Origin of the sequence: Sphingomonas sp. NIBR02145, assembly GCF_027359115.1 — a bacterium.
Classification (GTDB): domain Bacteria; phylum Pseudomonadota; class Alphaproteobacteria; order Sphingomonadales; family Sphingomonadaceae; genus Sphingomonas; species Sphingomonas kyeonggiensis_A.
On record NZ_CP114791.1, the window covers coordinates 1,164,654 to 1,191,560 of the forward strand.

The following is a 26,907-nucleotide window of genomic DNA, read 5'->3' on the forward strand; positions in this document are numbered from 1 at the left end:
GCCGGCGTGAAACCGGCCCCGGCGAACCACCTTAGAAGCCGAGGCGGGCAGTAAGCCGCATCGAGCGCGGCGCCTGGTAGTTGACCGGCGAACGGTAATCGGGGTTGGTCGAGCCATCCCCCTGCTCGCCGAAATTGTTGTACGACGTCACCGACTTGCTGTTCAGCAGGTTGAAGATGTCGATGCGGATCGACGCATCCACGCTGTACGGCAGCGGCAGGCGGAGCGACGCGCTGACGTCGATCTGGGTGCGCCAGTCGCCGTTGAACGCGGTCCCGCGCGGGATCAGCTTGCCCTGGCAGTAATAGCCATAGCCGCGATAGGTGTTGGCATAGGCATCGACGCTCAGCGGCACCGCGCCGATGCAGCTGTAATGCTGCGGCGACTGGACCACGGCATTGGCGCCAACGTCGATCATGTCGTTGAGGCGGTAGCTGCCATAGGCCTTGAAGTTGTGCCGGCGGTCGCTGGGCAGATTGCCATAGGCGCCGTTGACGAAGCCCGGCGAGTCGAAGTCCGCGGTGCGGTTGATCGCGAGCTGGCCGTTCTCCGAGCGGACGCCGCCCTCATAATTGCCCTTGTTGAACGCGAGCGTGTACGAGGCCGAAAGGCTCCACTTCTGGTCGAAGGTGCGATCGAAGGTGAGCGTCACCGCGTCATAGTTGCGGCTCGGCTTGGGATAGCCGAGGTCGGATGCCTTCAGCGTCACCGTCGGGGTCGAGCCGTCGGGCAGCGAAGCGAGCTGCACGGTCACGTCGCGGCCCGGATTGGCGATGACGAACTGGCGGCCGCCCGGGAACGACGCCTGGCACTGCGCCGCGGTGAAGCCCTTGGTCATGCAATAGGCGCGGGCGCCGATGTCGACCGAGATGTCCTCGATCACGTCCTTGAGCCGGCGATGGGTAAAATAGGCGCCGATGCGGACATGGTCGGCGAACTGGTGCTCGGCGCCGAAGATGAACTCATTGTCCGACTGCGGCTTGATGTTGCTCGCGATCGCGCCCGAGGGGTTGAACGCCGAGCCATCGGCCGAGACTTCGCAGTTCTTCACCTTGGTGTCCGGGCATGCCGTGGTGTTGGCCACCGTCAGGATCGCCGCGCCCGCGTTGGGCACGTTGCCCGCGCCGCTGGTGCCGGTGAACAGGTTGTAGCGGGTATAGGTGATCAGGCTGCCCGCGACGTTCAGGTTGAGGTCGCCGGCCATCGGCAGGTAGTACTGCGCATAGGATCCGAAGATCTTGGTGCGCCCGTCGCCCAGCGGATCGAACGAGGCGCCGACGCGCGGTGCCCAGAGGTTGCCCGATTCGAAGAACGACTTGCCGTTCACGCCCTGGTTGCTGAAGCGGTCGTTGCGCAGGCCGAGGTCGAGGCGCAGCCGGTTGTCGAACAGCGACCACTGATCCTGGATGTAGAAGGCTTCGTTGCGGACATGCGCGGTGCCGTTCTGCGCATAGACGCGGGTGGTGTAATATTGCGTGCCGACCGCCTGGCCGATCCGCGCCGCCGATTCCGCGGTGACGGTGTAGATCTTGTACGCGCCGCCGCCGATCGTCTCGAAGGTCTGCTGCTGCGTGTCCTTCTCATGGTCATAGCCGATGCGGACATGGTGGCTGCCGAGCAGGTGGAACTGCAGGTCGACATCGCCGCGATAGAATTCGCGCTCATTGTCGGTCTTGCTGTAGGCGTCGGTCATCTTGTTGGCGCCGATCTGGATGCCGGCCGGATCGGTCCGGTAATCGGTCACCTGCGGGTTGGTGATGTCGAGCGGCACGTTGCCCGAGCGCAGCTTGTTGACGCCGTAGGCGCCCGACACGGTCAGCCAGGGCGTGATCGTGCCGGTGTAGCGGCCGACATAGTTGGCGCCGCCCGAGCGAGCATCGGTGCCGCCGGTCTTGCCGCCCAGCGTGAAATTGGTGCGATCCCAGTTCCGGCTGCGGTTGCGGGTGTCGTTGGTGGTGTCGAAATAGGTGAACTCAAGGTGGTGGTCGCCGGTGATGTACGCATCGACCTTGCCGCCCCAGAACGGGCTGGTGTTGACCACGCTGGTCGCGTTGTTCTGGTTCGCCGACGGGGTCATCGAGCGGATGTTGCGGAAATTGTAGAGGCCGTAGACGAACAGGTGATCCTTGATGATCGGGCCGCTCGCCTGGAAGATCAGCTCCTGCCGGCTCGCCGTCGCGTGGCGATAGTCGGTGGTGCGGGTCGAGGGCGAAGTGCTGCGCAGGTCGTTCGGCTCCCAGATGCCGGTCACGCTGGCATGATATTGGTTCGAGCCCGACTTGGTGGTGGCGACGACATAGCCGCCGGTCGCGCGGCCGAACTCGGCCGGGGCGCCGCCGGTCTTCACTTCCACCGTCTCGTAGAAGTCGAACGGTACTTCGGTCGGCTGGCCGCCCGAGACGAAGTCGGTGACGTTCAGGCCGTTGATGAAGAAGGCGTTCTCGGTGAATGCCGCGCCGGCGACCGAGACCTGGTTGGCGAAGCCGCCGTTCGAGGGCGAGCTGCCCTGCACGGTGCCCGGGGTCAGCAGCATCACGTCGCGCAGCGAGCGGCCGATCGGCACGCGCTGGGTGAGCGAGGCGAGGTTGATCGTCGCGCCGACGGTGGTGTCCTGGAAGTCCGCGGTGCGCTGGCGCGATCCGTTGACGACGATCTCGTTGCCGTCCTGGCTGGCGGGCGCAAGGCGGAAGCTGTTGGCGCCGCCGGTCTCGCGGGTCAGCGCGATCGCGTTCTCGGTGTAGGTCGCATAGCCCTGGGCGTTGACGGTGAAGTCGTAATTGCCCGGGGTTATCTGCGGGAAGGTATAGGCGCCCGAGCTGTCGGTGATGACCGAGCGGCTGACGCCCTTGTCCGACGAGGTGATCTTCACTTCGGCGCCGGCGAGCGGCGTGCCGTCCTCGGCGGTCACCCGGCCCGATGCGGCGATGTTGGTATAGTCCTGCGCATGGGCGGACGGAGCGGCGAGGATCACGGCCGGAGCCGTGGTGCTGAGCATCAACAGCGCGCGCAGGACTGCGCGCGACGAAAGTCGCGTATGGGCGAGCATGGGACCCCCAATGGTGATCGAAATTGCTGCGACCGGCGGGTTACCGTGCCGCAGCCGGGGCACTAGGCGCGCTGCGTGGATATTTTGTGACAATCGGGCATTAAACGCACAAAAATCCCACAGGCCGGTATTTGGGTGCGCCGGGTCTCCTCAGAACCAGGCCCGCACGCCCGCGACGAAGCTCGCCCCGCCCGTGCCGTCGCCGCGCGCCCGCGCATAGTCGGCGGTCCGCCCCAAGCTCCGCTCCCAGCTCACGCCGATATAGGGTGCGAACTCGCGCACCCGCTCGTAGCGCAGCCGCAGCCCCAGTTCGGCGCTCGACAGCCCCGCGCCCACCCCGTTCGCCTTCATGTCCTGCGCCGACAGGTTGAGCTCCGCGCGCGGCTGGAGGATCAGGCTCTGGGTGATCCGCTGGTCGTAGCTCCCCTCGACCCGGGCGCGCACATCGCCCTTGTCCGAGAGGAACACCGAACCCTCCAGGTCGAACCAGTACGGCGCCAGCCCCTCGACCGCGAGCACCGCCCAGGTCCGCCGCGGCCCGCGCCCCAGGTCCTGCCGCACGCCCGCCTGCAGGTTCCAGTACGGATCGATCGCCCGGCCATAGAGCGCTTGCACCTCGGCGCCGTCGATGCCCTTGCGGAACACGCCCTCGCCATGCGACTTGACCCACAGCCGGTTGATGTCGCCACCCCACCAGGCCTCGCCCTGCCAGCGATAGCCGGTCTCACCGCTCCGCACCTGCACCTCGGCCAGATCGAGCATGACCTTGCTCAGCTGCATCCCGCCATGCTCCATCCGCACCGCGCGCTGGGACGCGGCCATGGCCTCCGCCCCCCAGAAGCGGTCCGCCGCGCGTCCCGGCACCGGAGCGGGCGCGGTCGCATTGCCCGCCGGCAGGTCGGTCCCAACCTTCCCCCCCTCGCCCGCCATGTCATGCCCGGCATGCGGATCGGCCGGCGCAGGCGTGGGAGTGGGCGCGGGCATCGGCATCGACGACATGTCATGCCCCTTATGGTCCTGCGCGATCGCCGGCACCGCCAGCACCAGCGCCGCCGCGCCCGTCAGCCACCGCGCCTTCATGCCGCGTCCCCCGCGAGCGGGCGGACCTGGACGGTCTGCATCATCCCGGCATGCATATGGTAGAGCAGATGGCAGTGGAACGCCCAGTCGCCCGGTTCGGCGGTGACGTCCCAGCTCACCTTGCCCCCCGGCGCGACATTGACCGTGTGCTTGCGCGGCGCATGATCGCCATGCCCGGTCACCAGCTCGAAGAAATGGCCGTGCAGATGGATCGGATGCGCCATCATCGTGTCGTTGATCAGCGTCACCCGCACCCGCTCGCCCGTCTCGAACGCCAGCGGCACCTTCGCGTCGGAGAATTTCACCCCGTCGAACGCCCACATGAAGCGCTCCATATTGCCGGTCAGGTGCACTTCCATCTCGCGCCCCGGCGCCCGTACATCGGGATTGCGCTCCAGCGCGACGAGATCGCGATAGACCAGCACCCTGTGCCCGACATCGCCCAGCCCCTGCCCCGGCTCGCCGGTGCGGTCGACCGGCATCGGCGCGATCGTCTGCACCCCCGGCCCCATCGTCACCTGCGGCGCATTGGCCGGATCGCGCATCTTCATGCTCATCGATCCGTGATCCATGCCCGGCATGTCGGCCATGTCGCCCATCGCGCCGTGGTCCATGCCGGACATGTCCATCCCCATGTCCTTCATCGTCGCGATCGGCCGCGCCCGCAGCGCCGGCACTTCGGCAACCATCCCCGCCCGCGGCGCCAGCGTCGCCCGGCCCATGCCCGAGCGACCCACCGCCTCGGAGACGAGCGTGTACGCACGGTCCTCCGGCTCGACGATCACGTCATAGGTCTCGGCCACGGTGATCTGGAACTCGTCCACCGCCACCGGCCGCACGTTCATCCCGTCCGCCGCGACGATCGTCAGCTTCAGCCCCGGGATGCGCACATTGAAGATCGTCATCGCCGAGGCATTGATGATCCGCAGCCGCACCCGCTCGCCCGGCCGGAACAAGGCCGTCCAATTGTCCTTCGGCCCATGCCCGTTGACCAGATAGCTATAGGTCGATCCGGTCACGTCGGAGATGTCGGTCGGGTCCATCCGCATCCCGCCCCAGTCGAACCGGTCCTTCGCCGTCTGTCCTCCGGCGCCGGTGAGCGTCTGCTTCTGCCGGTTGAAATAGCCCGGCTGCTGCTTGAGCTTGCGGAAGATCGCATGCGGATGCAGCGGGCTATGGTCGGACAGCATCACGACATGCTCGCGATCGAAGCGCACCGGATCGGCATGCTTCGGCTCGATCACGATCGGCCCGAACAGCCCGACTTGCTCCTGCAGCCCCGAATGGCTGTGATACCAGTATGTCCCCGCCTGCACGACCGGGAACTCGTACATAAAGCGCGACCGCGGCTTGATCCCGGGAAAGGAAATCCCCGGCACTCCGTCCATCTGGAAGGGCAGCAGCAGCCCGTGCCAATGGATCGAGCTGTCCTCGTCGAGCGCATTCTCGACATGCACGCGCAGTTGCTGGCCCTCGCGCAGCCGCAGCAACGGGCCCGGCACGGTGCCGTTGATCCCGATCGCATGGCTCTCGCGCCCGTCGACGCTGAGCATCTGGTGGGCGATGCGGAGGTGGATGTCCTCGCCGGAGACCTCGGGCAGTGCGCCCGGTGTGTTGCTCTGCGCCCAGGCCGGGAACCAGCCCCCCAGCGCCACCCCGCCCCCGGCCATCAACAACTGCCGCCGATCCAACACGTCTATCTCCCCTGCGCGAGCACCGCGCTTACCCGGAGTTACGCGGGAGATCGGGCTAGCCCTCCCGCGGCATGCGATTTTTCGCTCCCCTCCCTTCCAGGGAGGGGAATTCACGAACCCAAAACCTCCCCCAGCCGTATCCGCCCCCGCCGCAGCCGCGTCTCCACCGCCTTCTCGCTGACCCCCAGCGCCGCCGCCGTCTCGGCCTGCGACAGCCCTTCGATCGTCCGCAGCACGATCACCTCGCGCAACGAGGAAGGCAGCCCAGCGATCGCCCGCGACGTCCGTGCCAGCGCCTCACGATCGGCGATCTCGACATCATGCCCGGGCCGGTCCTCGGCCACGCGCTCGGCCGCATCGTCGATCGGCAAGGCAAAGGCGATCAGCCGACGCACCGCGCGCCGCCTGCCCCAGTCCCGGCACTTGTTGATCGCGATCGTGGTCAGCCAGGCCCGCATCGGCCGCGCCGGATCGTAGCGGCGCAGCGCGCCATGCGCGGCCAGGAACGTCTCCTGCACCAGGTCGAGCGCCTCGTCGGGATCGCCGATCGACCCCGCCACGATCCGGTAGATCGCCTCGCGGTGCCGCCGCAATATCTCGGCGAACGCCGCCGTCCGCCCGGCCAGGCTCAGCGCGGCAAGCTCGCCGTCGCTCAGGCTGGCGAAATCCAGGCTCACCGGGTCTCGGCGGTCAGCGCCTTCACCACCGCCTTGTCGAACTTCGCCGCCTGGTCGGGACGCAGCACCGCGCGCATCGCGAAGATATGCGCCAGCGTCTCCTTCTGCATCTCGCCCATCGTCACATGGATATGGTCGACCGCCGCGCGCACGTCCGGCCCGGCCGAATGCTCGCTCTCGATCGCCGCCGCCAGCCGGGCATTGTCGGCGCGCTGCGCCATCTCCAGCGCCTGCTTGCGCAGCGCGAACTGCCGCTCCAGCGTCTCGATCTTCGCATGCTGCGCGGCATCGAGGTCGAGCCCCGAATGGAGCAGCGCATGCAACTCGCCGCCCGGCGGCTGCGCCGCCGGCCACAGGAACCGCCCCGCCGCCACGCCGCCCAGCGCCGCGACGAAGGCGATCAGCGCGATCAGCAATACCCGCCGCGCGCCCATCAGCTGCCGCCCAGCAGGGTCGAGGGCGCCAGCGCCAGGCTGCTGTCGAAGGTCGCGACCTTGTGCGCCGGCGCCTGCATCGCCCAGCTGCCTCCCAGGCCCATGCCCACCGCCAGCACCGCCGCCAGCGCGCCGGTCACGGCAAAGCGGTCCTGCCGCGGCCGAGGCGCGGCGATCCGGTCGAGCACCGACGCCGACATATCCTCCAGCCCCGGATGCACCGGCCGCGCTGCCAGCCGCCCGAGCATTTCGTCCAGATCGTCACCCATAGTCCTGGCCTTCTCCCCAGCCCCTTACGCACTGCGCGCCGCCTGCCCTCAACGCAAAGCGAAAAATTCCCAAATCCTCCCCCCACAGGGGGAGGATTGCCGAATTCACCCATACCGCTCCCCGGCGAAAGCCGGGGCCCAGGGTTTCTCATCCGTCCCGCTTGTGACCCTGGGCCCCGGCTTTCGCCGGGGAAGCGAAGTACGCGTCGCATGACTCCCCCAAAACCACCCCTTGACCCTGACATGATGTCAACCTCTACATAGCCCGGCATCGGAGGATCGTCATGCCAAGCCACACCCACCACGATGCCAGCCACGACCATCAGCACCACGCCTGTTGCGGCAGCGCCCACGCCCAGGCCGACACCGTGAAGGACCCGGTCTGCGGCATGACCGTCGATCCCGAAACCACCCCGCACCACGCTTTCCACCACGACGCGGAATTCCATTTCTGCAGCGCCGGCTGCCGCTCGAAGTTCCTCGCCGATCCCGAGCGCTACCTTTCTCCCCAACCGCAACCGGAAGCCCCGGCCGGCACGATCTACACCTGCCCGATGCACCCCGAGATCCGCCAGGTCGGCCCCGGCTCCTGCCCGATCTGCGGCATGGCGCTCGAGCCGGAGACGATCACGCTCGACAGCGGCCCCAATCCCGAGCTGGCCGACATGACCCGGCGCTTCTGGTTCGGCCTCGCGCTCGCCCTCCCCGTCTTCGTCCTCGAAATGGGCGGCCATTTGTTCGGCCTGACCATGGCGATCGGCCAGCAGCTGTCCAACTGGATCCAGTTCGCCCTCGCCACTCCGGTCGTGCTCTGGGCGGGCTGGCCCTTCTTCGAGCGCGGCTGGGCCTCGCTCCGCACGCGCAACCTCAACATGTTCACCCTGATCGCGATGGGGGTGAGCGTCGCCTATGCCTATAGCGTAGTGGCGGTGCTGGCCCCCGGCATCTTCCCCGACGCGTTCCGCGGGCATGATGGCGCCGTCCCGGTCTATTTCGAGGCCGCCGCGGTCATCACCGTCCTCGTCCTGCTCGGCCAGGTGCTGGAACTGCGCGCCCGCGACCGCACCTCGGGCGCGATCAAGGCTTTGCTCGATCTCGCCCCGCGCACCGCGCGCCGCCTCCGCGACGATGGCAGCGACGAGGAAGTCACGCTCGACCTGATCCAGGTCGGCGACCGGCTCCGCGTCCGCCCCGGCGAGAAGGTGCCGGTCGATGGCGAACTGCTCGAAGGCCGCGTCGCGATCGATGAATCGCTGGTCACCGGCGAGTCGATGCCCGTCACCAAGGAGCCCGGCGCCCAGATTATCGCAGGCTCGCTCAACACCACCGGCGCCTTCGTCATGCGCGCCGACAAGGTGGGTGCCGACACCCTCCTCGCCCGCATCGTCCAGATGGTCGCCGAGGCGCAGCGCAGCCGCGCGCCGATCCAGCGCATGGCCGACAAGGTCTCGGCCTGGTTCGTCCCCACCGTCATCGCCGTAGCCCTCGCCGCCGCGCTCGCCTGGGCGCTGGTCGGCCCCGAGCCGCGCTTCGCCTATGCGCTGGTCGCCGCCGTCTCGGTCCTCATCATCGCCTGCCCCTGCGCGCTCGGTCTCGCCACCCCGATGTCGATCATGGTCGGCGTCGGTCGCGGCGCCCAGGCCGGCGTACTCATCAAGAATGCCGAAGCGCTGGAGCGGTTCGAGAAGATCGACACGCTGATCGTCGACAAGACCGGCACCCTCACCGAAGGCCGCCCGGCAGTCACGCTGGTCCGCCCCGCCCCCGGCCAGGACGAAGCCGAGCTGCTCCGCCTCGCCGCCAGTGTCGAGCGCGCCAGCCAGCATCCGCTCGGCGAAGCGATCGTCCGCGCCGCAACCGATCGTGGCCTCCCCCTCGCCGAAGTCACCGATTTCGACGCCCCGATCGGTCGCGGCGTAACCGGCACGATCGAGGGCCACGCGCTCCTGCTCGGCGGCCCCCGTCTGATGCGCGAGAACGGCATCGATCTCGCCAGTCTCGCCGATCCGGCCGAGGCGCTGCGCGGCGAAGGCGGCACCGCGATCTTCGTCGTGATCGACGGCGCGCTCGCCGGCCTCATCGGCGTCTCCGATCCGATCAAGGCCAGCACCCCCGAAGCGGTCCGCGCCTTGAAGGCCGAAGGCATCCGCGTCGTCATGCTGACCGGCGACAACCGCACCACCGCGCTCGCGGTCGCCGCGAAGATCGGCATCGACGAGGTCGAAGCCGAAGTCCTGCCCGAGGACAAGGCGGCAGTCGTCCAGAAGCTGCGGGCGGAAGGCCGCGCCGTCGCGATGGCCGGCGACGGCGTGAACGACGCCCCCGCGCTCGCCGCCGCCGAAGTCGGCGTGGCGATGGGAGCAGGTTCGGACGTCGCGATCGAGAGCGCGGGGGTTACCCTGCTTCAGGGCGACCTGAACGGTCTGGTCCGCGCCCGCCGCCTGTCGCGCGCGGTGATGCGCAACATCCGCCAGAACCTCGTGTTTGCATTCGCGTACAATGTCGCGGGCGTGCCGATCGCGGCGGGGCTGCTCTATCCGTTCACCGGCATCCTGCTCTCGCCGGCGATCGCGGCGCTGGCGATGGCGCTCTCTTCGGTGAGCGTCATCAGCAACGCGCTCCGTCTCCGTCTGGTCCATTTGTAACGCGAAGGAGTGCACGATGAACATCGGCCAGGCCGCACAGGCCAGCGGCGTCTCCCAGCGGATGATCCGCCACTATGAGAAGATCGGCCTGATCCCGGCGGCTTCGCGCCGGGAAAGCGGCTATCGGGACTATTCGGACGCCGATGTTCACAGGCTCCGTTTCATCGCCAATGCCCGCGATCTCGGCTTCCCGATCGACGAGATCAGCACGCTGCTCGACCTGTGGAACGACCGCGCCCGCTCGAGCGCCGAGGTCAAGGCGCTGGCCACCGCCCGGGCGGAAGAGCTGCGCCGCAAGGCCGAGGCGCTCGAGGCGATGCGCCGCACATTGCTCGACCTGGCCGGCCGCTGCCACGGCGACGCCCGGCCCGATTGCCCGATCCTGGAGTCGCTGGCACGGGGCTAGGCTTCTTAGCGGTTCCCCGGCTTTCGCCGGGGAACTGAAAAGGCGAATGTCGTTGCACCCTTGTGCAACTATCCGAGACCAAAGGGATCAAGAGTGCCAACCCAGCCGACGATCAGGAGTATGCTCGCCCCGATCCCGGCCTCAACCGCCAGGCTGGCCCGCAAGCGCCCCAATGCCCTCCCTGCATCCCCCTCTGCCATGGCCCTCTCGAACCCCGGCACCAGCCGCCAGCGGTTGGCGGCGGCCAGCCCCAGCATAAGGCCGAACAGCGCAACCTTAGCCAATATCAGCATCCCGTAGAGAACACCCGGAAAAGCCCCTCCGGTAACCCCGATCAGGTTGACGATCCCGGTCACGATCAGCACTCCGACCACCGCCGTTCCGATGCCGGAGAAACCCCGCAACACCCTGTGCAGGCGCCATAAATCCGCCGCTTCCCTGGGCCGCCACGCAAGCCAGACCATGGCGATCAGCGCGCCGATCCAGATGCCGGCAGCCAGCAGATGCGCGATGTCGGCCCCGAGCTGCAACCAGCTCCCCGCCGCCCCGTGCCCGCCCCAGGCCAGGCTCGCCAGCGCCACGCCACCGGCGGGCAAGGCACCCCGCCCCAGCAGCAGCACCATGGCCAGCACGGCCACCCGCACTAGCCAGGCCGTCCCCCCGCTCATCCCGAACAGCACCGCCCCAAGCACCTCGCGGTCCGGAGCCAGCAGCGAGGTACCCCCAAGCCCTGCGGCCAGCACTCCCAGCCCCAGCAGGGAGAGCCCCAGCCCCAGCCCGGCGGTCAGCCGGAACAGCGCCTTGAACGGCAGCACCGCCCCCGAAACCCGCTCGTCCCGGCGCAGGGCGTGGAGGGCGAAGGCCCCCAGCCCGAACAGCGCCATCAGGTCGAGATAGAGCAGGAAGCGAACCGAGATGGCGAGCGCTTCCAAGGGCTTAGCGGACCTTGAATTCGATCGCGCCTTCCACCTTGTGGGTGTCGGCGGAAACGACCTGATAGCTCAGCCTGTAGCTCCCCGCCGCCAGCGGCCGGGCAAAGGTGACGATCAGGCTCTTGCCGTCCGGCCCGATCGCCACCCGGCCCTGCATCGGCATCGCCGGGTGGTCGGCCATGCCAGGCATCGCGGTCATTGCCAGCTGCGCGGTCGAGAGCCGGGCGACCAGCACCTCGGAGAAGGACAGCTCCACCTTGGCCAGCGGCTTGACGGTGGCGTTGGCCGCCGGGGTCGAGGCGAGCAGCTTGGGATGGGCAAGCGCCGGCGCCGCGACGAGCAGGGTGGCGGCGGCAAGGGCGGAAATCAGGCTACGCATTCTGGGGGTCTCCAGCCAGCGGCACCAGCGCCGCCACGATCCCTTACGCAGCCCGGCTGCCGCCCCCTCATGTCACCTCGCTCGCCCCCGGCTTCCCGAAGCGCGCATAGAGCGTCGGCAGCACGAACAGGGTGAGCAAGGTCGCCGAGATCAACCCGCCGATCACCACCGTCGCCACCGGCTTCTGCACCTCCGCCCCCGCGCCATGCCCCAGCGCCATCGGCACGAAGCCCAGGCTGGCGACCAGTGCGGTCATCACCACCGGCCGCAGCCGCTGCATCGCCCCGGCCCGTGCCGCCTCGACCCGGTCCGTGCCGGAGCGGAGCAGGTCCTGGATCGAGGAGACCATCACCAGCCCGTTGAGCACCGCGATGCCGGACAGTGCGATGAACCCCACCGCCGCCGAGATCGAGAAGTCCATGCCCCGCAGCGCCAGCGCCAGCGCACCGCCGACCAGCGCCAGCGGCACGCCGGTGAACACGATTCCCGCATCCCGGATCGATCCCAGCGCGCCGTAGAGCAACAGCAGGATCAGCGCGAAACAGGCCGGCACGACCAGCGCCAGCCTCTGGCTCGCGGCAGCCAGGTTCTCGAATTGCCCGCCCCATTCCAGATAGTTGCCGGGGGGCAACCGCACTTCGCGCGCCACCGCCGCCTGGGCATCGGCCACCACGCCGCCCACGTCGCGCCCGCGCACATTGGCCTGCACCACCACCCGGCGCTTGCCATTCTCGCGGCTGATCTGGTTAGGCCCGTCGACCACCGCGAGTTCGGCCACACTGGAGAGCGGCACGAACCCGCCTGCGGCCACCGGCACAGGCACCTGCCGCAGCGCCTCGAAGTCGCCGCGCTGTTCCTCGGACAGGCGCAGCACCACCGGGAAGCGGCGATCGCCCTCGAAGATCATCCCCGCCTCGCGCCCGCCCAGCGTCGCCTCGATCGTGTCCTGCACATCCTGCGCGGTGACGCCGAGCCGCGCCATCGCATCGCGATTGACCCTGATGTCGAGCATCGGCAGGCCGCCGGTCTGCTCCACCTTCACATCGGTCGCTCCCCGGGTCTGGCGCAGGATCGCCGCAATGCGCTCAGCGGTCGCGTTCATCGCCGGGAAGTCGTCGCCGAATACCTTCACCGCGATGTCGCCGCGGACCCCGGCGATCAACTCGTTGAAGCGCATCTGGATCGGCTGGGTGATCTCATAGGCATTGCCCGGGATCTTCGCGAGCTGCCCCTCCAGCCGCTCGACCAGCGCCTCCTTGGAGAGGCCAGGATCGGGCCATTGGTCACGCGGCTTGAGGATCACGAACATGTCGGTGGCGTTGGGCGGCATCGGATCGGAGGCGAGCTCCGCCGTGCCGGTCTTGGAGAAGGCGAACTTCACTTCCGGCTGGCGCGCGACCAGCCGCTCGATCGGCACCTGCATAGCCTGGCTCTGCTGCACCGAAGTCGCCGGGATGCGCAGCGCCTGGATCAGCAGATCGCCTTCATCCAGCTGCGGCAGGAACACCTGGCCGAGTGAAATAAAGGCCAGCGCCGCCACGCCCAGACTGGCCAGCGCCGCACCGATGGTGATGCGGGGATGTGCCATCGCCCGGCCCAGCCCCGGCTGATAGCGTCGGCGCAGCCAGCCAAGGATCCGACCTTCCTTCTCCTCCACCCGCTTCGACAGCCAGATCGCAATCGCAGCCGGCACGAAGGTGAGCGATAGGATGAAGGCGCAGGCGAGCGCGATCAGCACGGTCAGCGCCATCGGGACGAAGGTCTTGCCCTCCACCCCGCTCAGGGTGAGCAACGGCACATAGACGAGCATGATGATCGCCTGACCATAGACCGAGGGGCGGATCATCTCGCGTGCCGCCTCGGAGACGGTCTCGAGCCGCTCGCTCTCCAGCAGCGGCCGCCCGGCATCATGCTGGCGCTCGGCCAACCTCCGCAGCGCGTTCTCGACGATGATCACCGCGCCATCGACGATCAGGCCGAAGTCGAGCGCGCCAAGGCTCATCAGGTTCGCCGACACACCGACGCGCAGCATGCCGAAGCCTGTCAGCATCATCGTCACCGGGATCACCGCCGCCGCGATCAGCGCCGCGCGGAAATTGCCCAGCAGCAGGAACAGCACCGCGATGACCAGCAGCGCGCCCTCGCCCAGGTTGCCTCCCACCGTCTGGATCGTCGCGTTGACCAGCGCGGTGCGATCCAGCACCGGCTGGACGACGACGTCGGGCGGCAGCGAGGCATTGATCGCCCCGAGCTTGTCCGACACCGCAGTCGCCACGGTCCGGCTGTTCTCGCCGATCCGCATGATCGCGGTGCCGACCACGACCTCGGTGCCGTTCTCCGACGCCGATCCCATCCGCACCGCCTGCCCGGTCCGCACGCTCGCGACCTGTTCGAGCGTGATCGGTACGCCGCCACGGCTCGCGACCACGACCCGGGCGAGTTCCGCGGCATTGCGGATCCGGGCATCGGCGCGCACCGCCAGCCCCTCGCCGTTCCGGTCGATCGAGCCGCCGCCGCTGCTGAGGTTGTTGCGCTCGATCGCGGTCGCGAGGTCGGTCAGCGTCAGCCCGAGCGAGGCAAGCTTCGCCACGTCCGGCACGACCAGATATTGCCGGGCATAGCCGCCGATCGAGTCGATCCCGGCAAGGCCCGGCACGTTCTTGAGCAAGGGCGCCACGATCCAGTCCTGCGCGGTCCGCAGATAGGTCGCCTTCTCGGTCTCGCTGGCCAGCCGCTCGCCCTCCGGGGTGATGTAGCTGCCATCGGGCTGCATGCCGGGCTCGCCGGGCTTGTGGGTGTCTTCCTTGCGATGATCGAGCCGGACGGTCCACATATAGACCTCGCCCAGCCCGGTCGCGATCGGCCCCATCTCGGGCCGCACGCCGGGCGGCAAGGCATCGTCGATACCGCCCAGCCGCTCGTTCACCTGGGCGCGGGCGAAATAGATGTCGGTCGCGTCGGAGAAGACCGCGGTGACCTGGGCAAAGCCGTTGCGGTTGAGCGAGCGGGTATATTCGAGGCCGGGAATGCCTGCGAGTGCGGTCTCGATCGGAAAGGCAACCTGCTTCTCGACCAGCTCGGTGGAGAGCGCCGGCGCGCGAACGTTGATCTGGACCTGGTTGTTGGTGATGTCCGGCACCGCGTCGATCGGCAAGCGGTACAAAGCGGAGGCGCCGACGATCGCGGCGATGGCGGTGAGCAGGACGACAAGCCAGCGCTTGTCGACCGCCCAGCTGGTGATGCGGGCGATCATGCTCAGTCCTCGTGGCTCGCTTCGCCCTTGCCGAGTTCGGCCTTGAGCGTGAAGGTATTGGTCGTCGCGACCCGGTCGTCGCCGGAGATCCCCGAAAGGATCGCGATCATCGCCCCGTCGCGGGCGCCCAGCGTGACCGGCACCACCCGGAAACCCTGCGCGGTCCGGACGAACAGCACAGGCCGGTTCTCGAGCGTCTGCACCGCAGTGGCAGGGACCATCAGCGGCGCATTGCCCGCCCCGCCGACAGCGATCCGCGCCTGCACCGGCTCGCCGACACGCCACTGGCCGCGCCGGTTGTCGAGATCGGCGACCACGCGCACCAGCCGCGTCTGCGGATCGAGCGCCGGCGAGACCAGGCGCACCCGCGCCACCGCCATCCGCCCCGCGCCGGTCACTTCCATCGTCTCACCGGGACGAACGCGCGCGGCATCGGCGGCGGCGATCGACAGGGCCACATTCAGGCGATCGAGCGCCGCGATGCGGAACAGCTCGGTCTCGGCCGCGTCGGCGGCGAAGACCTGGCCCAGCGACGCGGTGCGAGCCACCACCCGCCCCGAGATCGGAGCGGTGATGACGATGCGGTTGAGCGAACCGCCTCGCACGCCCGAGGCGGCGACCCGCTGACGGGCAAGCCGCAGGTCGGTCGCCGCCTGTTCATGCGCGGCCTTCGATATCTCGACTTCGCGCAGCGGGCGGAAGCCCCGCGCATAGAGCGCCTCGTCGCGTGCCAGCGTGGCGCTGGCAAGGGTCAACCGGCTGCGCGCCTTCTCTACCTCGGCCTGCAGGTTCGCCGCCTCGCGGCTCTCGATCACCGCCAGCACGTCGCCGCGCCGCACCGGATCGCCGATGTTCCGGGTGAGCGAGACGACGCGCCCCTCGAGCGGCGCCGCCACAACGCGGGTGGCATCGGGATCGCTCTCGATCAGCGCGGGCGCCTCGATCGCCGCGCCAGCGCCGGCGCGATCGGGCCGGGCAAGGGTGATGTTGGCCGCCGCGATCTGTTCGGCGGTAAGCGTTATTGCGCCGTCGGCATGCGCCTCGGCGGCTTCCTTCTCGGGCTCGGGCGCGGGCTTGCCGCAGCCGGCAACGAGCGTCGCGACGCAAAGCGCCGCTGCAATTCGGTTCATTCTCGAAAACTCCTGACAGGGACAAACGCGCCGCACGGGCGCGGGCAGTCGCTGTCAGGCGATGGGTGGCCGAAGCGGCGTATCGGTCATCCGCGCGACCAGCACGGCGGTCACAGCCGGGCGCAGCATGCCCAATGGGCGGTATGCAACCGGTGCCGCGGGCATCTTCGCGGAGGCCGCAAGATCATGGCCGTGGCAGATCGAATGGTGGTGCGGCGTATCCTTGTCCGGATCGCCCTGCACTTCATCGGCATCGCCCGGCGCGTGCCAGGCCGCCATTTCCGCCGTCGACACGCCCCCGTCCGGCGCCTCGGTCGCATGCGCAATCGACGTCAGGCTGGTGAGCACCAGCATCAGACAGGCCAGGAAGGGCAGCAACGCGCGCATCGCCGCCCCATATCACATCGACGCGCCGGCGTAAGGCCCGATCAGGGCTCGCGCGGCTCGACCGCGACTGCGCCGGGATTGGCGACCAGGTCGCGGATCGCCGCAGTGTCGCCCTGGTTGATCACGCCATAGACGCGCACCGATCCAGCCCTGGGATCGGTCAGCACCAGCCGGTCGCGCGAATAGCGGTTCACTTCCTCGATCACTTCGCGCAGCGGCTCGCCCTGGAAGACCAGCCGGCCCCGCGTCCAGGCAACCGCGCTGTCCGCGTCGATGTCGGCTGCCTGGCGGATGAAGCCGGTATCGCCGCTCGTCCCCTTGGCAATGCCGAAGGACAGCCGCTCACCCTTGTGCGCCAGTTTCTCGATCGGCTCGGCGGCGCCCGGCCGGCCAGGCTCGGACAGGGCGACCCGCACCACGCCCTCGACCACCGTCACCTCGGCTTCGCGCCTGCCGACACTGACATCGAACATCGTGCCGACCGCGATCACCTCGCCGTGTCGTGTCTCGACCACGAAAGGGCGGCTCTTGTCATGCGCGACCTTGAACAGCGCCTCGCCCGCGACCAGCCGCAAGCGGCGTTCCTTCGCGATATAGGCGACGTCTACCCGGCTGTCGGCCGCGAGCGTCACCACCGACCCGTCGCTGAAGGCGATACGGCGACGCTCGGCATGGCCGGTCGCGATGCTCTGCACCGTCTCGTGGGTGGGCTGCGGATGCGTCATCCAGAGCGTTCCGCCGAACGCGAGCAGCACCGCGACGCTCGCCGCGATCGCCCGGCCGATCCACACCGGCCGCTGGCGCACCGGCACCGGCACGGGGCCGGGCCGCTCGAAATCGCCGAGCCAGTTCCAGAACTCGGATGCCTCCGCGCGGTCCGCCGGATGGAGATCACCTTCGCGCCCATCCAGGAACGCCTCGAAGACCGCGGGGGCTCGCTTGCCGAGATCGCGCTCGCTCATGCTCCGCGCTCCATAAGATGCGCAAGCCGATCGTAGAGATGCGCGACCGCGTGATTGAGGTGCTTCTGCACCATGCGCGGCGAGATGCCGAGCTCGCGCGCGATCTCGCCGGTGCCGCGCTCGTCGAAGCGGCGCATCACGAACACCTCGCGGCAGCGCGGCGACAATTCCGCCAGCGCCCCCTCGAGCGCGGACTGGAGATCGGCCACCCGGCGGCGATCCTCCTGCACCGGACGCACCGGCGGGTGGATCTCCGGCCCCAGCGGCACCACCGGCAGCGCGCGGCGGTGGCGATCGGCGATCAGGTTCGCGGCGATGCGGAACAGATAGGCCTGCGGCTCGTCAACCGTCCGCTCGCGCGCGCTGGCGACCAGCCGGGCGCAGGCTTCCTGCACCAGGTCTTCGACCTCGGAGGGATTGTCGATCCGACGCGCGACGAATGCCCGCAGCGCGGCACGATAGGCGTCGAACGCGCCTTCCTCGCCCTGCGGCACCCGCTGCATTTCCGATCGTCCGGCGGACAATTCCGCGCCTCCCCATTTGCGCGAATGCGCGCTTTCCTCCTGCCATGACGCGCCATTATCGCAAAGGCGAACCGTGCAAGCGCGCAACACTCGAAAAAAATTGATCCGTTCTGGTTCGCGTGTGTGTCGCACCAGCGTCATAAACCGTGATTGCCGCGTCCAGGCATCGATTCAGGGGGGTCGATAATCATGAACACACGCCAGTTGCTTCTCGCCACCGTTGCCGTTTTCGCCGCGGCTCCCGCCGGCGCCCAGGCCCGCGAGACGCTGCGCCACGAAATCCATTTCGCCGGCGGTCGCCTCGATACCGCGCTGATGCAGGTCGCGCAGCAGACCGGCGTGCAGCTGGTCTTCACCGATCCCGCCATCGCCCGCCTCAAGGCGCCGCGCCTCGATGGCCGCTACACGGTGGGTGACGCACTCGAGCTGCTGCTCGCCAACAGCCGCTACACCTATCGCTTCACCGGCCCGAACAGCGTCCGGGTGATGCCGCGCAGCGACGTACCCGCCACTGCCCGGCCGGTCGCGCTGTATCAGGACGCGCCCACGCCCACGCCGAGCGGGGACCAGCAGGCCTCGGCCGAGACCAGCGCGGTCGAGCAGGCCGTCAATGGCGACGGTCCGCCCCCGGCCGAGATCGTCGTGGTCGGCTCGCAGATCCGCGGCAGCAAGGTGACCGCCGCCCTGCCCGTCACCGTGGTTGACGAAGCCCAGATCGGCGCGACGGGCGCCACCTCGGGCGACGAGCTGTTCCGCTCGATCCCGCAGCTCGGCGATGTCAGCTTCAACAGCTCCTACCTGCCGAACAGCTCGAACTCGGCGCGCGGCGATGTCGGCTCGATCAACCTGCGCAACCTCGGCGTCGGCAACACGCTGGTGCTGCTCAACGGCCGCCGCGTCGTGAACCACCCGACCAGCCGCGCCGACGACAATCTCGTGCCGGTGCTCACCGTCAACACCAATGCCATCCCAGTCTTCGGCCTCGAGCGGATGGAAGTGCTGCGCGACGGCGCCGCCGCCATCTACGGATCGGACGCGGTCGCCGGCGTGGTCAACACCGTGCTCAAGACCGATTACAATGGCGTCGAGCTCGAAGGCCAGGTCGGCTGGGGCGAAGGCTCGCAGCTGTTCGAGACCAACACCCATCTGCTCGCCGGGCGCAACCTCGGCGATCGCGGCAACATCACCCTGTTCGCCAGCTACGACAAGCGCCAGGGCGTGATGGCGAACGACTTCGACTATACCCGCACCAACGACCTGCGCGCGCTGTTCGCCGATACGCGCTTCGCCGGATCGACCTCGCTCGACGGCCGCTCGACGATCACGCCCTGGGGCTCGTTCCAGACCGTCGGCAACGTCGTCGTCCGCCAGGGCACGACCGCGCTCACCAACACCTCGGGCCAGTTCCACATCCAGCCGACCAGCTTCACCGGCTGCCCGGCGGGCAATGCCGGCATCATCAACGGCACCAACTGCGTCGCCACCGGCACCAGCTCGACGGCCGGCATCCGCGAGCTGCGCTTCGACGCGCCGCTTGCCTTCAACACCAACGTCACGCCGAACATCCGCCGCATCAACCTGTTCATGAACGGGCATTACGAGCTGGGCGGCGGCGTCGAGCTGTTCGGCGAGGCTGGCTATTACAACGGCAAGAGCAACAGCACCCAGGCCTCGACCGGCACGCTGTCCTCCGGCCCGCTGACCATCGCCGCCAATGCCTATTACAATCCCTTCGGCCCCACCGGCAGCGCCAACCGCCTGCCCGGCATCAACGCCGCCGCCGCAGGCCAGGCGATCACCCTGTCGAGCTACAATTTCGCCGATGTCGGCCCGAACCATGTCGACGTGCTCAATACCCAGTTCCGCCTGCTCGGCGGCGTGCGTTTCGACGTGCTGGGCCTGCAGTGGGAGAGCGCGGCGGTCTATTCGGAAGCGCGGGTACGGGATACCTCCGACGGCATCAGCCAGACCCTTCTCCAGCGCCAGATCAACCTGACCACGCCGGACGCGTACAACCCGTTCAACGGCAGCGGCCTCACCCCGCCGAGCGGTTCGGACAATGTGCCGAGCAGCCTGGCCGCGATCAACGCGGTCAAGGTGAAGACTACCCGCATCAGCAAGTCGACGCTGGCGATGTGGGACATCAAGGGCTCGACCACCAACCTGATCAGCTTGCCCGGCGGCAATGTCGGCATGGCGATCGGCGGCGAAGTGCGCCGCGAGACCCAGAATGACGACCGCGACGGGCGTGTCGACGGCACGATCCAGTTCACCGACTCGATCACCGGCGCGGTCAACGGCTCCGACCTGATCGGCACCAGCCCCTCGCCAGACACGAGCGGCCGCCGCACCGTCGCCGCGGCCTATATGGAACTGGCGGTGCCGGTGATCTCGCCGGACATGCACATCCCGCTGATCCGCAACATCGAGCTCCAGCTCGCCGGCCGCTTCGAGCATTATTCGGATGTCGGCTCGGTCGCCAAGCCCAAGATCGCCGCAGCCTGGGACATCGTCCGCGGCATCCGCGTGCGCGGCTCCTATGCCGAGGGCTTCAAGGCGCCGAACCTCGAGCAGATCAACGCCACCCTGGTCACCCGCTCGAATACCCGCACCGACTATGTCCGCTGCGAGGCGCAGCTGCGCACCGGTGCGATCTCCAGCTTCGCCAATTGCTCGCAGGGCTTCGCCACCACCGCGCGGCGCTCGGGCAATCCGGACCTGAAGCCCGAACAGTCCAAGACCTGGACCGTCGGCGTGGTGCTGGAGCCGCATTTCCTCGATTCCGCGATCGGCCGGATGACCTTCACCGCCGATTACTGGCATGTCGACCAGAAGGGGATCGTCGGCCTGTTCGGCGAGGGCAATGCGCTGATCAACGACTATCTGCTGCGCGTGCAGGGCTCAAGCGATCCGAACGTGATCCGCGCCGCGCCCACGGCGGAGGACAATGCGCTGTTCGCCGGTTCGGGCCTCGCCCCCGTCGGCCGCGTGCTCTATGTCAACGACAAGTACGTCAACCTGCTGCCGCAGGAAGTCGCCGGCGTCGACCTGGGCTTCAACTGGCGCCTGCCGGACTTCGGCGCGGGCAAGATCAGCCTCAACGCCAATGCCGCCTATCTCGACAAGTTCTTCCTCGAGCCTTCGCCGCCGATCCAGAACCTGATCGCCGCGCGTACCGCGGGGACGATCAACGCCGGCACCAATATCGCCGATGCCGGCGATCTCGTCCGCCAGAACGGCAAGCCGCGCTGGAAGGTCACCGGCTCGATCACCTGGGAGAAGGGTCCGTTCCAGATCGGCGGCTTCACCCAGTACACCAGCGACGTCGATGATACCGGCCTGCTCGATTCCGCCGGCGCCGCCTGGCTGATCGAGGACCGGATGACCTTCAACCTCTACGGCCAGGTCACGGTGGGCAAGCGCAGCGATGGCGGCCGCTACCGGCTGCGCATCGGCGTGCGCAACCTCACCAACGAGGCGCCGCCGCTCAGCTCGGGCGGCTTCCTCGGCTCGCTCTACAGCCCCTATGGCCGCTACTGGTACGCCAACATGCGGGCGAGCTTCTGATGCGGATCGCCCTGATCCTCGCGCTGGCGTCGCTCGCGACGCCGGCCTTCGCCCAGGAAGCCCCGGAGGCGCCCGCCACGCAGCGCGTCTCTGGCGGCGACATCGTCGCCTATGACCAGATCCACAAGCCGGTGATCGGGCGCGGCGGCATGGTCGTCAGCCAGAACCGGATCGCTGCCGATGTCGGCGCGGCGATCCTGCGCAAGGGCGGCAATGCGGTGGATGCCGCGATCGCCACTGCCTTCGCGCTCGCCGTCACCCTGCCGCGCGCCGGCAATGTCGGCGGCGGCGGCTATATGCTGATCCACATGGCGGCGAAGGACGGCAAGCCCGCCCAGACGATCGCGATCGACTATTACGGCCAGGCGTCGCGCAACACGACGCCGGACCTGCTGCTCGGCGCCAATGGCAAGTTCGATGCCGCCAAGGGCTATTCGATGAAGGGCGTCGCGATCCCCGGCACCGTCGCCGGGCTGTGGGAAGCGCATAAGCGCTTCGGTTCGCTGCCCTGGGGCACGCTGATCGCCCCGGCGATCGCCATGGCCCGCGACGGCGTGATCCTGTCCGACGACGAAGCGCAAGCAAACGCCGACCAGAAGAAGGCGATGCATGACGACGCGGCCGCCCTCGCCGTTTTCTTCAAGCCCGACGGCAGCGCCTATGCCCCCGGCGAGCGCTGGAAGCAGCCCGAGCTCGCCGCGACGCTGCAGCTGATCGCCGCCAGGGGCCGTGACGGCTTCTACACCGGTGCGATCGCCCGGAAGATCGCGGCCGGCATGAAGGCCGGCGGCGGCGTGATCGACGAGCAGGATCTCGCCGCCTATCAGCCGGTGATCTCCGAGCCGATCTGGTCGAGCTATCGCGGCATGCCGATCGCGTACATGCCGCCCACCGCCTCGGGGGTGAGCGTCGCCGAGGCAATGAACATCCTCGAGCGCTTCCCGGTGCGCGAGCAGCGCTGGGGCAGCGTCGCCAACCTCCATCTCCTCGCCGAGACGCTCAAGATCGTCTGGGCGGACCGCAAGCTGATCGGCGGCGGCCCGGACTGGCGTACGCCCGCAAAGGGCCTGGCGAGCAAGGAATATGCCGCCGAGCGCGCGAAGCTGATCCAGACCGGCGCGTCGCTCGACGCGAAGACATTGCCGGACGGCAATCCCTATCCGTTCGAGAGCAAGGACACGACGCACTTCTCGGTGGTCGACGCCGCCGGCAACGCGGTGAGCAACACCTACACCCTCTCCGCCTCCTATGGCGCGCATGTCGTGGCACCCGGCACCGGCATCCTGCTAAACAACTCGCTCGGCAACCTCGCCTGGGGCCGCAATGGCCCGGACAGCAAGGCGACCCAGCCGGTGCCGGGCAAGCGCGTCGGCTCGACGATCACCCCGATGATCGTGTTCAAGGACGACAGGCCCTGGCTGGTCACCGGCACGCCGGGCGGCGGCTACATCATCGCGACGATGGTGCAGATGCTCTCCAACGTCATCGATCACCGCCTCAACGTCGCCGAAGCCGCCGAGCGTCCGCGCATCAACCAGTCGGGCGGCGACGGCCCGATCGAGCTGGAGGAAGGCTTCTCGCCGGACATCATTCCCCTGCTCGAGGCAAAGGGGCACAAGGTGCGCAGCTCGAACACCATGGGATCGGTCCAGTCGATCATGGTCGAAGGCGACAAGTTCCTGGGATCGGCCGACACGCGCCGTCCCGATGCCGCGGCTGTCGGCGCGAAATAAGGGGAGAATGCAGGACATGAAGATCAGGACCGCGCTGCTGCTCGCAAGCATGTTCGCGCCGCTTTCCGCCCAAGCCCAGGCCGTGCCCGAGGCGCAGCGCGGCGCGATCCTGGCGGGCATCGACAAGCGCGCGCCCGATCTCGAGAGCACCGCCAGGGCGATCTGGGGCTGGTCCGAAGTCGGCTATCAGGAAACCAAGTCCTCCGCCCTGCTCCAGGCACGGCTGAAGAAGGCGGGCTTCACCGTCACCCCCGGCGTCGCCGGCATGCCGACCGCCTTTGTCGCCAGCTTCAAGCAGGGCAGCGGCCCGGTGATCGGCATCCTCGCCGAATATGACGCGCTGCCCGGCCTCGCCCAGACCAATGCCCCCACCAAGACCTCGATTGCCGGCAAGGCCGCCGGCCATGGCTGCGGCCACAATCTGTTCGGCGCCGCCAGCGTCGAGGCGGCGATCGCGATCCGGGAATGGATGATCGCCAACAAGGTCCAGGGCGAACTGCGCGTCTATGGCTCGCCGGCCGAGGAAGGCGGCTCGGGCAAGGTCTATCTGGTCCGCGCCGGCCTGTTCGACGATGTCTCGGCCGTGCTCCACTGGCACCCCGGCGACGCCAATGGGGTGTCGACCGGCAAGAGCATGGCCAACATCTCGGGCAAGTTCCGCTTCCACGGGGTCAGCGCCCATGCCGCCGCCTCGCCGGACAAGGGCCGCTCCGCGCTCGACGGCGTCGAGGTGATGGACGTCGCGGTGAACTTCATGCGCGAGCACATCCCCTCGTCCACGCGCATCCACAACATCATCACCGCCGGCGGCGAAGCCCCGAACGTCGTCCCCGACTTCGCCGAGAGCTATTATTATGTCCGCAACGTCGATCCGCTGATCGTCCGCGACGTGTGGGGCCGCGTGGTCAAGGCCGCCGAGGGCTCGGCGATGGCGACCGGCACCACGGTCGATTACGAGATCACCGGCGGTGTCTATTCGATGCTCGCGAGCGAGACGCTCGCCAAGGTGATGAGCAGCAACCTCAACGCGGTCGGCGGCGAGACCTGGACACCCGAGGAGATCGCCTGGGCGACCGAGCTGCAGAAGAGCCTGCCGACGCAGAAGTCGCTCGACTCGGTGAAGCAGACCAGCTCGCGCGAGCGCGGGCCGGACGGCGGCGGCTCGACCGACGTGTCCGACATCAGCTGGACCGTGCCGACGATCGGCCTCAGCACCGCGACCTGGGTGCCCGGCACCCCGGCGCACAGCTGGCAGGCGGTCGCCGCCTCGGGCTCGTCGATCGGCATCAAGGGCGCCACCGTCGCCGCCAAGACGATCGCGCTCACCGGCGCGGACCTGTTCCTGTCGCCCGAGGTTCTGAAGGAAGCCCGGGCAGAGCTCGACAAGGCGCGCGGCCCGGACTTCAAGTACAACGCGCTGCTCGGCACGCGTACGCCCGCGCTCGACTATCGCAAGCCGACCCCGGCCTGGGAGGGGTCGACCAAGTCGAAATAGCGGCGCGCTTCAAGAAAGCTGTTCCCCGGCGAAGGCCGGGGCCCAGTTGCAATGCCGTCCGAGAGATTCCTGAGCCAAACCAGGTTCGCCGAGACTGGGCCCCTGCCTTCGCCGGGGAACAGCGACGCCTTGTCTCACAAACTCTGAACCAGCCTCAGGCCAGCTTGCAGACATCCACCCAGCGCTGCGAAACCAGCCCGGCCAGCCGCTCGGGCTCGACTTCCACCGACGCGGTGCGCGATCCGGCAGCCGGGAACACCGTGTCGAACCCGCGGATCGACACGTCGCAATAGACCGGCAGCGGCGTCGCCAGTCCGAAGGGGCAGACGCCACCTACCGGATGCCCGGTCAACGCCTCCGCCTCTTCCGCGCCGAGCATCGAAGCCCTGCCGCCGAACTCGGCCTTGGTCTTCGGATTGTCGAGCCGTGCGTCACCGCGGGCGACGACGAGCATCACGCCCTCGCCCACCCGCAATGCCAGCGTCTTGGCGATGCGCCCGGGCTCCACCCCGAGCGTCGCCGCCGCTTCCGCCACCGTTGCGGTGCTTGCCGATTGCTCGATCAGGCTGAGATCGGGCGCATGCTCGGCAAGCCACGTGCGTACGGTTTCTACGGTCAATCCTCGATCTTCTTCCTGAACGTCTCGGGGAGCAGCAACAGGCCGAGGATGAAGGTGCAGGCCGCAGCCACCACCGGGTACCAGAGCCCGTAATAGATATCCCCGGTCGCCGCGACCATCGCGAAGGCCGTCGCCGGCAGGAAGCCGCCGAACCAGCCATTGCCCAGGTGATAGGGCAGCGACATCGAAGTGTAGCGGATCCGGCTGGGGAACAGCTCGACCAGCATGCCGGCGATCGGGCCGTAGACCATGGTCACCAGCAGCACGAGCGCGAACAGGATCGCGATCACCATCGGCTTGTTGATCCGGGCGTCATCCGCCTTGGCCGGATAGCCAGCGGCCTTCAGTGCCGCGCTGAGCCGCGCGGAATAGGTCTTCAGGTCGCCCGCCGCTGTCGTCGCTCCACCGATGCTGACTTCGCCCGAGCCATAAGCCTCAGTGCTATAGGGAACACCGGCCTTGGCAAGCGTCGACTTGGCGATGTCGCAGCCGGTCTTGTCGAACTTGTTCTTGCCGATCGGATCGAACTGTACCGAGCAGGTCGCGAGATCGGCATAGACCGTCACCGGCGCCTTGGCCTGCGCTTCCGCCAGCGCCGGGTTCGCCGCCTGGGTCAGCGCGTGGAACAGCGGGAAATAGCTGATCGAGGCGAGCAGGCAGCCCGCCAGGATGATCGGCTTGCGCCCGATCTTGTCCGAGAGCCAGCCGAAGAACACGAAGAACGGCGTACCCAGCGCCAGCGCCACGGCGATCAGCACGTTCGCCGTCATCCCGTCGACCTTGAGCGTCTTCTCGAGGAAGAACAGCGCGTAGAACTGCCCCGTGTACCAGACCACCGCCTGGCCGACGACCGCGCCGAACAGCGCGATGAGGACGATGCGCAAATTGCCCCAGCGCAGGAACGCCTCGGTCAGCGGCGCCTTGGAGACGTTGCCGGTCGCCTTCATCCGGGCATAGACCGGGCTCTCGTTGAGCTGCAGCCGCACCCAGAGCGACACGCCGAGCAGCAGGATCGAAGCGAGGAACGGCACACGCCAGCCCCAGCTCGCAAAGGCTTCCTCGCCCAGCCAGGAACGCGTGCCGATCACCACCAGCAGCGAGGCGAACAGGCCGAGCGTCGCCGTGGTTTGGATCCAGCTGGTATAGAGGCCGCGCTTATGGTTGGGTGCATGCTCGGCGACATAGGTGGCGGCACCGCCATATTGGCCGCCCAGCGCCAGGCCCTGCAGCACGCGCAGCGTCACCAGCAGGATCGGCGCAGCCACGCCGGCGGTCGCGAAATTGGGCAGCAGGCCCACCGCGAAGGTCGATCCGCCCATGATTCCCATGGTGACGAGGAAGGTGTTCTTGCGCCCGACCAGGTCGCCGATCCGCCCGAATACCAGCGCGCCGAACGGCCGCACCGCGAAGCCTGCAGCAAAGGCGGCAAGCGCGAAGATGAAGGCGGTGGTATCGTTCACCCCCGCGAAGAACTGCGCCGAGATCGTCGTCGCCAGCAGGCCGTACAGGTAGAAGTCGTACCACTCGAACACGGTGCCCAGCGACGATGCCGCGATCACCATCTTCTCGTTCTTCGTGGCTGTGTGATGATCGCCCTCGGGCGCCGACGGGGTGTCGGACGTCAGATCCTGGCTCAAGCTATCTTCCCCTTATTTGTTAGCGCTAACCAACCACA

At 68.3% G+C, this 26,907-nt stretch carries 20 protein-coding genes; 5 read left to right on the forward strand and 15 right to left on the reverse strand.

Features of this window, described 5'->3' with window-relative positions:
* Positions 1-31: 31 nt before the first annotated feature.
* The 6 genes from O3305_RS05460 to O3305_RS05485 form a co-directional block, all read right to left on the reverse strand.
* Positions 32-3,046: a TonB-dependent receptor gene (locus O3305_RS05460; protein WP_269575483.1), complete on the reverse strand. Its 3,015-nt coding sequence runs from the start codon at positions 3,044-3,046 to the stop codon at positions 32-34.
* A gap of 150 nt (positions 3,047-3,196) precedes the next feature.
* The gene (locus O3305_RS05465; RefSeq protein WP_269575484.1) at positions 3,197-4,126 is read right to left on the reverse strand and encodes a copper resistance protein B; all 930 of its coding nucleotides are present in this window, start codon (positions 4,124-4,126) and stop codon (positions 3,197-3,199) included.
* Entirely contained in the window at positions 4,123-5,796 is a 1,674-nt protein-coding gene (locus O3305_RS05470; protein ID WP_269576462.1) for a copper resistance system multicopper oxidase, read from the reverse strand. Before O3305_RS05470 ends, O3305_RS05465 begins: the two co-directional genes overlap by 4 nt.
* 134 nt (positions 5,797-5,930) lie before the next feature.
* Positions 5,931-6,497, reverse strand: a complete 567-nt coding sequence (locus tag O3305_RS05475; protein ID WP_269575485.1) for an RNA polymerase sigma factor — start codon at positions 6,495-6,497, stop codon at positions 5,931-5,933.
* On the reverse strand, positions 6,494-6,934 hold the full coding sequence (locus O3305_RS05480) for a Spy/CpxP family protein refolding chaperone (protein ID WP_269576463.1): 441 nt from the start codon (positions 6,932-6,934) through the stop codon (positions 6,494-6,496). The genes O3305_RS05475 and O3305_RS05480 overlap by 4 nt, the downstream gene beginning before the upstream one ends.
* Positions 6,931-7,200: a hypothetical protein gene (locus O3305_RS05485; RefSeq protein ID WP_269575486.1), complete on the reverse strand. Its 270-nt coding sequence runs from the start codon at positions 7,198-7,200 to the stop codon at positions 6,931-6,933. Before O3305_RS05485 ends, O3305_RS05480 begins: the two co-directional genes overlap by 4 nt.
* A gap of 284 nt (positions 7,201-7,484) precedes the next feature.
* Between O3305_RS05485 and O3305_RS05490 the strand changes: the two genes are divergently transcribed.
* Positions 7,485-9,845 (forward strand): heavy metal translocating P-type ATPase, encoded by a 2,361-nt coding sequence (locus tag O3305_RS05490; RefSeq protein ID WP_502958185.1) that lies wholly within the window; start codon positions 7,485-7,487, stop codon positions 9,843-9,845.
* A 16-nt stretch (positions 9,846-9,861) separates the two neighbouring features.
* Complete coding sequence (gene cueR, locus O3305_RS05495) at positions 9,862-10,251, forward strand: Cu(I)-responsive transcriptional regulator (RefSeq protein WP_269575487.1); 390 nt, start codon at positions 9,862-9,864, stop codon at positions 10,249-10,251.
* A gap of 68 nt (positions 10,252-10,319) precedes the next feature.
* Here cueR and copD read toward each other — a convergent pair whose 3' ends face one another.
* From copD to O3305_RS05530, 7 genes are all read right to left on the reverse strand, one after another.
* The gene (copD, locus tag O3305_RS05500) at positions 10,320-11,183 is read right to left on the reverse strand and encodes a copper homeostasis membrane protein CopD (RefSeq protein ID WP_269575488.1); all 864 of its coding nucleotides are present in this window, start codon (positions 11,181-11,183) and stop codon (positions 10,320-10,322) included.
* A gap of 4 nt (positions 11,184-11,187) precedes the next feature.
* Positions 11,188-11,562 carry a copper homeostasis periplasmic binding protein CopC gene (copC, locus tag O3305_RS05505; protein ID WP_269575489.1) on the reverse strand — a complete coding sequence of 125 codons (375 nt, stop codon included), beginning with the start codon at positions 11,560-11,562 and terminating at the stop codon, positions 11,188-11,190.
* Between the two features lie 67 nt (positions 11,563-11,629).
* The gene (locus O3305_RS05510) at positions 11,630-14,815 is read right to left on the reverse strand and encodes an efflux RND transporter permease subunit (RefSeq protein ID WP_269575490.1); all 3,186 of its coding nucleotides are present in this window, start codon (positions 14,813-14,815) and stop codon (positions 11,630-11,632) included.
* 2 nt (positions 14,816-14,817) lie between these two features.
* Positions 14,818-15,945: an efflux RND transporter periplasmic adaptor subunit gene (locus O3305_RS05515; protein ID WP_269575491.1), complete on the reverse strand. Its 1,128-nt coding sequence runs from the start codon at positions 15,943-15,945 to the stop codon at positions 14,818-14,820.
* A gap of 54 nt (positions 15,946-15,999) precedes the next feature.
* Entirely contained in the window at positions 16,000-16,332 is a 333-nt protein-coding gene (locus tag O3305_RS05520; protein WP_269575492.1) for a hypothetical protein, read from the reverse strand.
* A gap of 41 nt (positions 16,333-16,373) precedes the next feature.
* On the reverse strand, positions 16,374-17,294 hold the full coding sequence (locus O3305_RS05525; RefSeq protein WP_269575493.1) for a FecR family protein: 921 nt from the start codon (positions 17,292-17,294) through the stop codon (positions 16,374-16,376).
* The gene (locus tag O3305_RS05530) at positions 17,291-17,818 is read right to left on the reverse strand and encodes an RNA polymerase sigma factor (protein ID WP_269575494.1); all 528 of its coding nucleotides are present in this window, start codon (positions 17,816-17,818) and stop codon (positions 17,291-17,293) included. The genes O3305_RS05525 and O3305_RS05530 overlap by 4 nt, the downstream gene beginning before the upstream one ends.
* A gap of 189 nt (positions 17,819-18,007) precedes the next feature.
* On the opposite strand from O3305_RS05530, the gene O3305_RS05535 reads away from it, so the two are divergent.
* From O3305_RS05535 to O3305_RS05545, 3 genes are read left to right on the forward strand one after another with little or no spacing between them, the layout of a single operon-like run.
* Positions 18,008-21,385, forward strand: a complete 3,378-nt coding sequence (locus O3305_RS05535) for a TonB-dependent receptor (protein ID WP_269575495.1) — start codon at positions 18,008-18,010, stop codon at positions 21,383-21,385.
* Positions 21,385-23,118, forward strand: coding sequence for a gamma-glutamyltransferase (ggt, locus tag O3305_RS05540; protein WP_269575496.1), 1,734 nt, complete (start codon positions 21,385-21,387; stop codon positions 23,116-23,118). The genes O3305_RS05535 and ggt overlap by 1 nt, the downstream gene beginning before the upstream one ends.
* A 16-nt stretch (positions 23,119-23,134) precedes the next feature.
* Entirely contained in the window at positions 23,135-24,613 is a 1,479-nt protein-coding gene (locus O3305_RS05545) for an amidohydrolase (RefSeq protein WP_353739222.1), read from the forward strand.
* Between the two features lie 154 nt (positions 24,614-24,767).
* On the opposite strand, the gene O3305_RS05550 is transcribed toward O3305_RS05545, so the two are convergent.
* Together O3305_RS05550 and O3305_RS05555 are read right to left on the reverse strand one after the other, a co-directional pair.
* Complete coding sequence (locus O3305_RS05550; RefSeq protein ID WP_269575498.1) at positions 24,768-25,232, reverse strand: YbaK/EbsC family protein; 465 nt, start codon at positions 25,230-25,232, stop codon at positions 24,768-24,770.
* Complete coding sequence (locus O3305_RS05555) at positions 25,229-26,794, reverse strand: MFS transporter (protein ID WP_269576465.1); 1,566 nt, start codon at positions 26,792-26,794, stop codon at positions 25,229-25,231. Before O3305_RS05555 ends, O3305_RS05550 begins: the two co-directional genes overlap by 4 nt.
* Between the last annotated feature and the right edge of the window lie 113 nt (positions 26,795-26,907).

Excerpts from the sequence above, each read along its gene's own strand:
- O3305_RS05460 (WP_269575483.1), bottom strand. The coding sequence starts at position 3,046 with ATGCTCGCCCATACGCGACTTTCGTCGCGCGCAGTCCTGCGCGCGCTG.
- O3305_RS05465 (WP_269575484.1), bottom strand. The coding sequence starts at position 4,126 with ATGAAGGCGCGGTGGCTGACGGGCGCGGCGGCGCTGGTGCTGGCGGTG.
- O3305_RS05470 (WP_269576462.1), bottom strand. The coding sequence starts at position 5,796 with ATGGCCGGGGGCGGGGTGGCGCTGGGGGGCTGGTTCCCGGCCTGGGCG.
- O3305_RS05485 (WP_269575486.1), bottom strand. The coding sequence starts at position 7,200 with ATGGGTGACGATCTGGACGAAATGCTCGGGCGGCTGGCAGCGCGGCCG.
- O3305_RS05490 (WP_502958185.1), top strand. The coding sequence starts at position 7,485 with ATGCCAAGCCACACCCACCACGATGCCAGCCACGACCATCAGCACCAC.
- cueR (WP_269575487.1), top strand. The coding sequence starts at position 9,862 with ATGAACATCGGCCAGGCCGCACAGGCCAGCGGCGTCTCCCAGCGGATG.
- copC (WP_269575489.1), bottom strand. The coding sequence starts at position 11,562 with ATGCGTAGCCTGATTTCCGCCCTTGCCGCCGCCACCCTGCTCGTCGCG.
- O3305_RS05510 (WP_269575490.1), bottom strand. The coding sequence starts at position 14,815 with ATGATCGCCCGCATCACCAGCTGGGCGGTCGACAAGCGCTGGCTTGTC.
- O3305_RS05515 (WP_269575491.1), bottom strand. The coding sequence starts at position 15,945 with ATGAACCGAATTGCAGCGGCGCTTTGCGTCGCGACGCTCGTTGCCGGC.
- O3305_RS05520 (WP_269575492.1), bottom strand. The coding sequence starts at position 16,332 with ATGCGCGCGTTGCTGCCCTTCCTGGCCTGTCTGATGCTGGTGCTCACC.
- O3305_RS05525 (WP_269575493.1), bottom strand. The coding sequence starts at position 17,294 with ATGAGCGAGCGCGATCTCGGCAAGCGAGCCCCCGCGGTCTTCGAGGCG.
- O3305_RS05535 (WP_269575495.1), top strand. The coding sequence starts at position 18,008 with ATGAACACACGCCAGTTGCTTCTCGCCACCGTTGCCGTTTTCGCCGCG.
- ggt (WP_269575496.1), top strand. The coding sequence starts at position 21,385 with ATGCGGATCGCCCTGATCCTCGCGCTGGCGTCGCTCGCGACGCCGGCC.
- O3305_RS05545 (WP_353739222.1), top strand. The coding sequence starts at position 23,135 with ATGAAGATCAGGACCGCGCTGCTGCTCGCAAGCATGTTCGCGCCGCTT.
- O3305_RS05555 (WP_269576465.1), bottom strand. The coding sequence starts at position 26,794 with ATGGTGATCGCGGCATCGTCGCTGGGCACCGTGTTCGAGTGGTACGAC.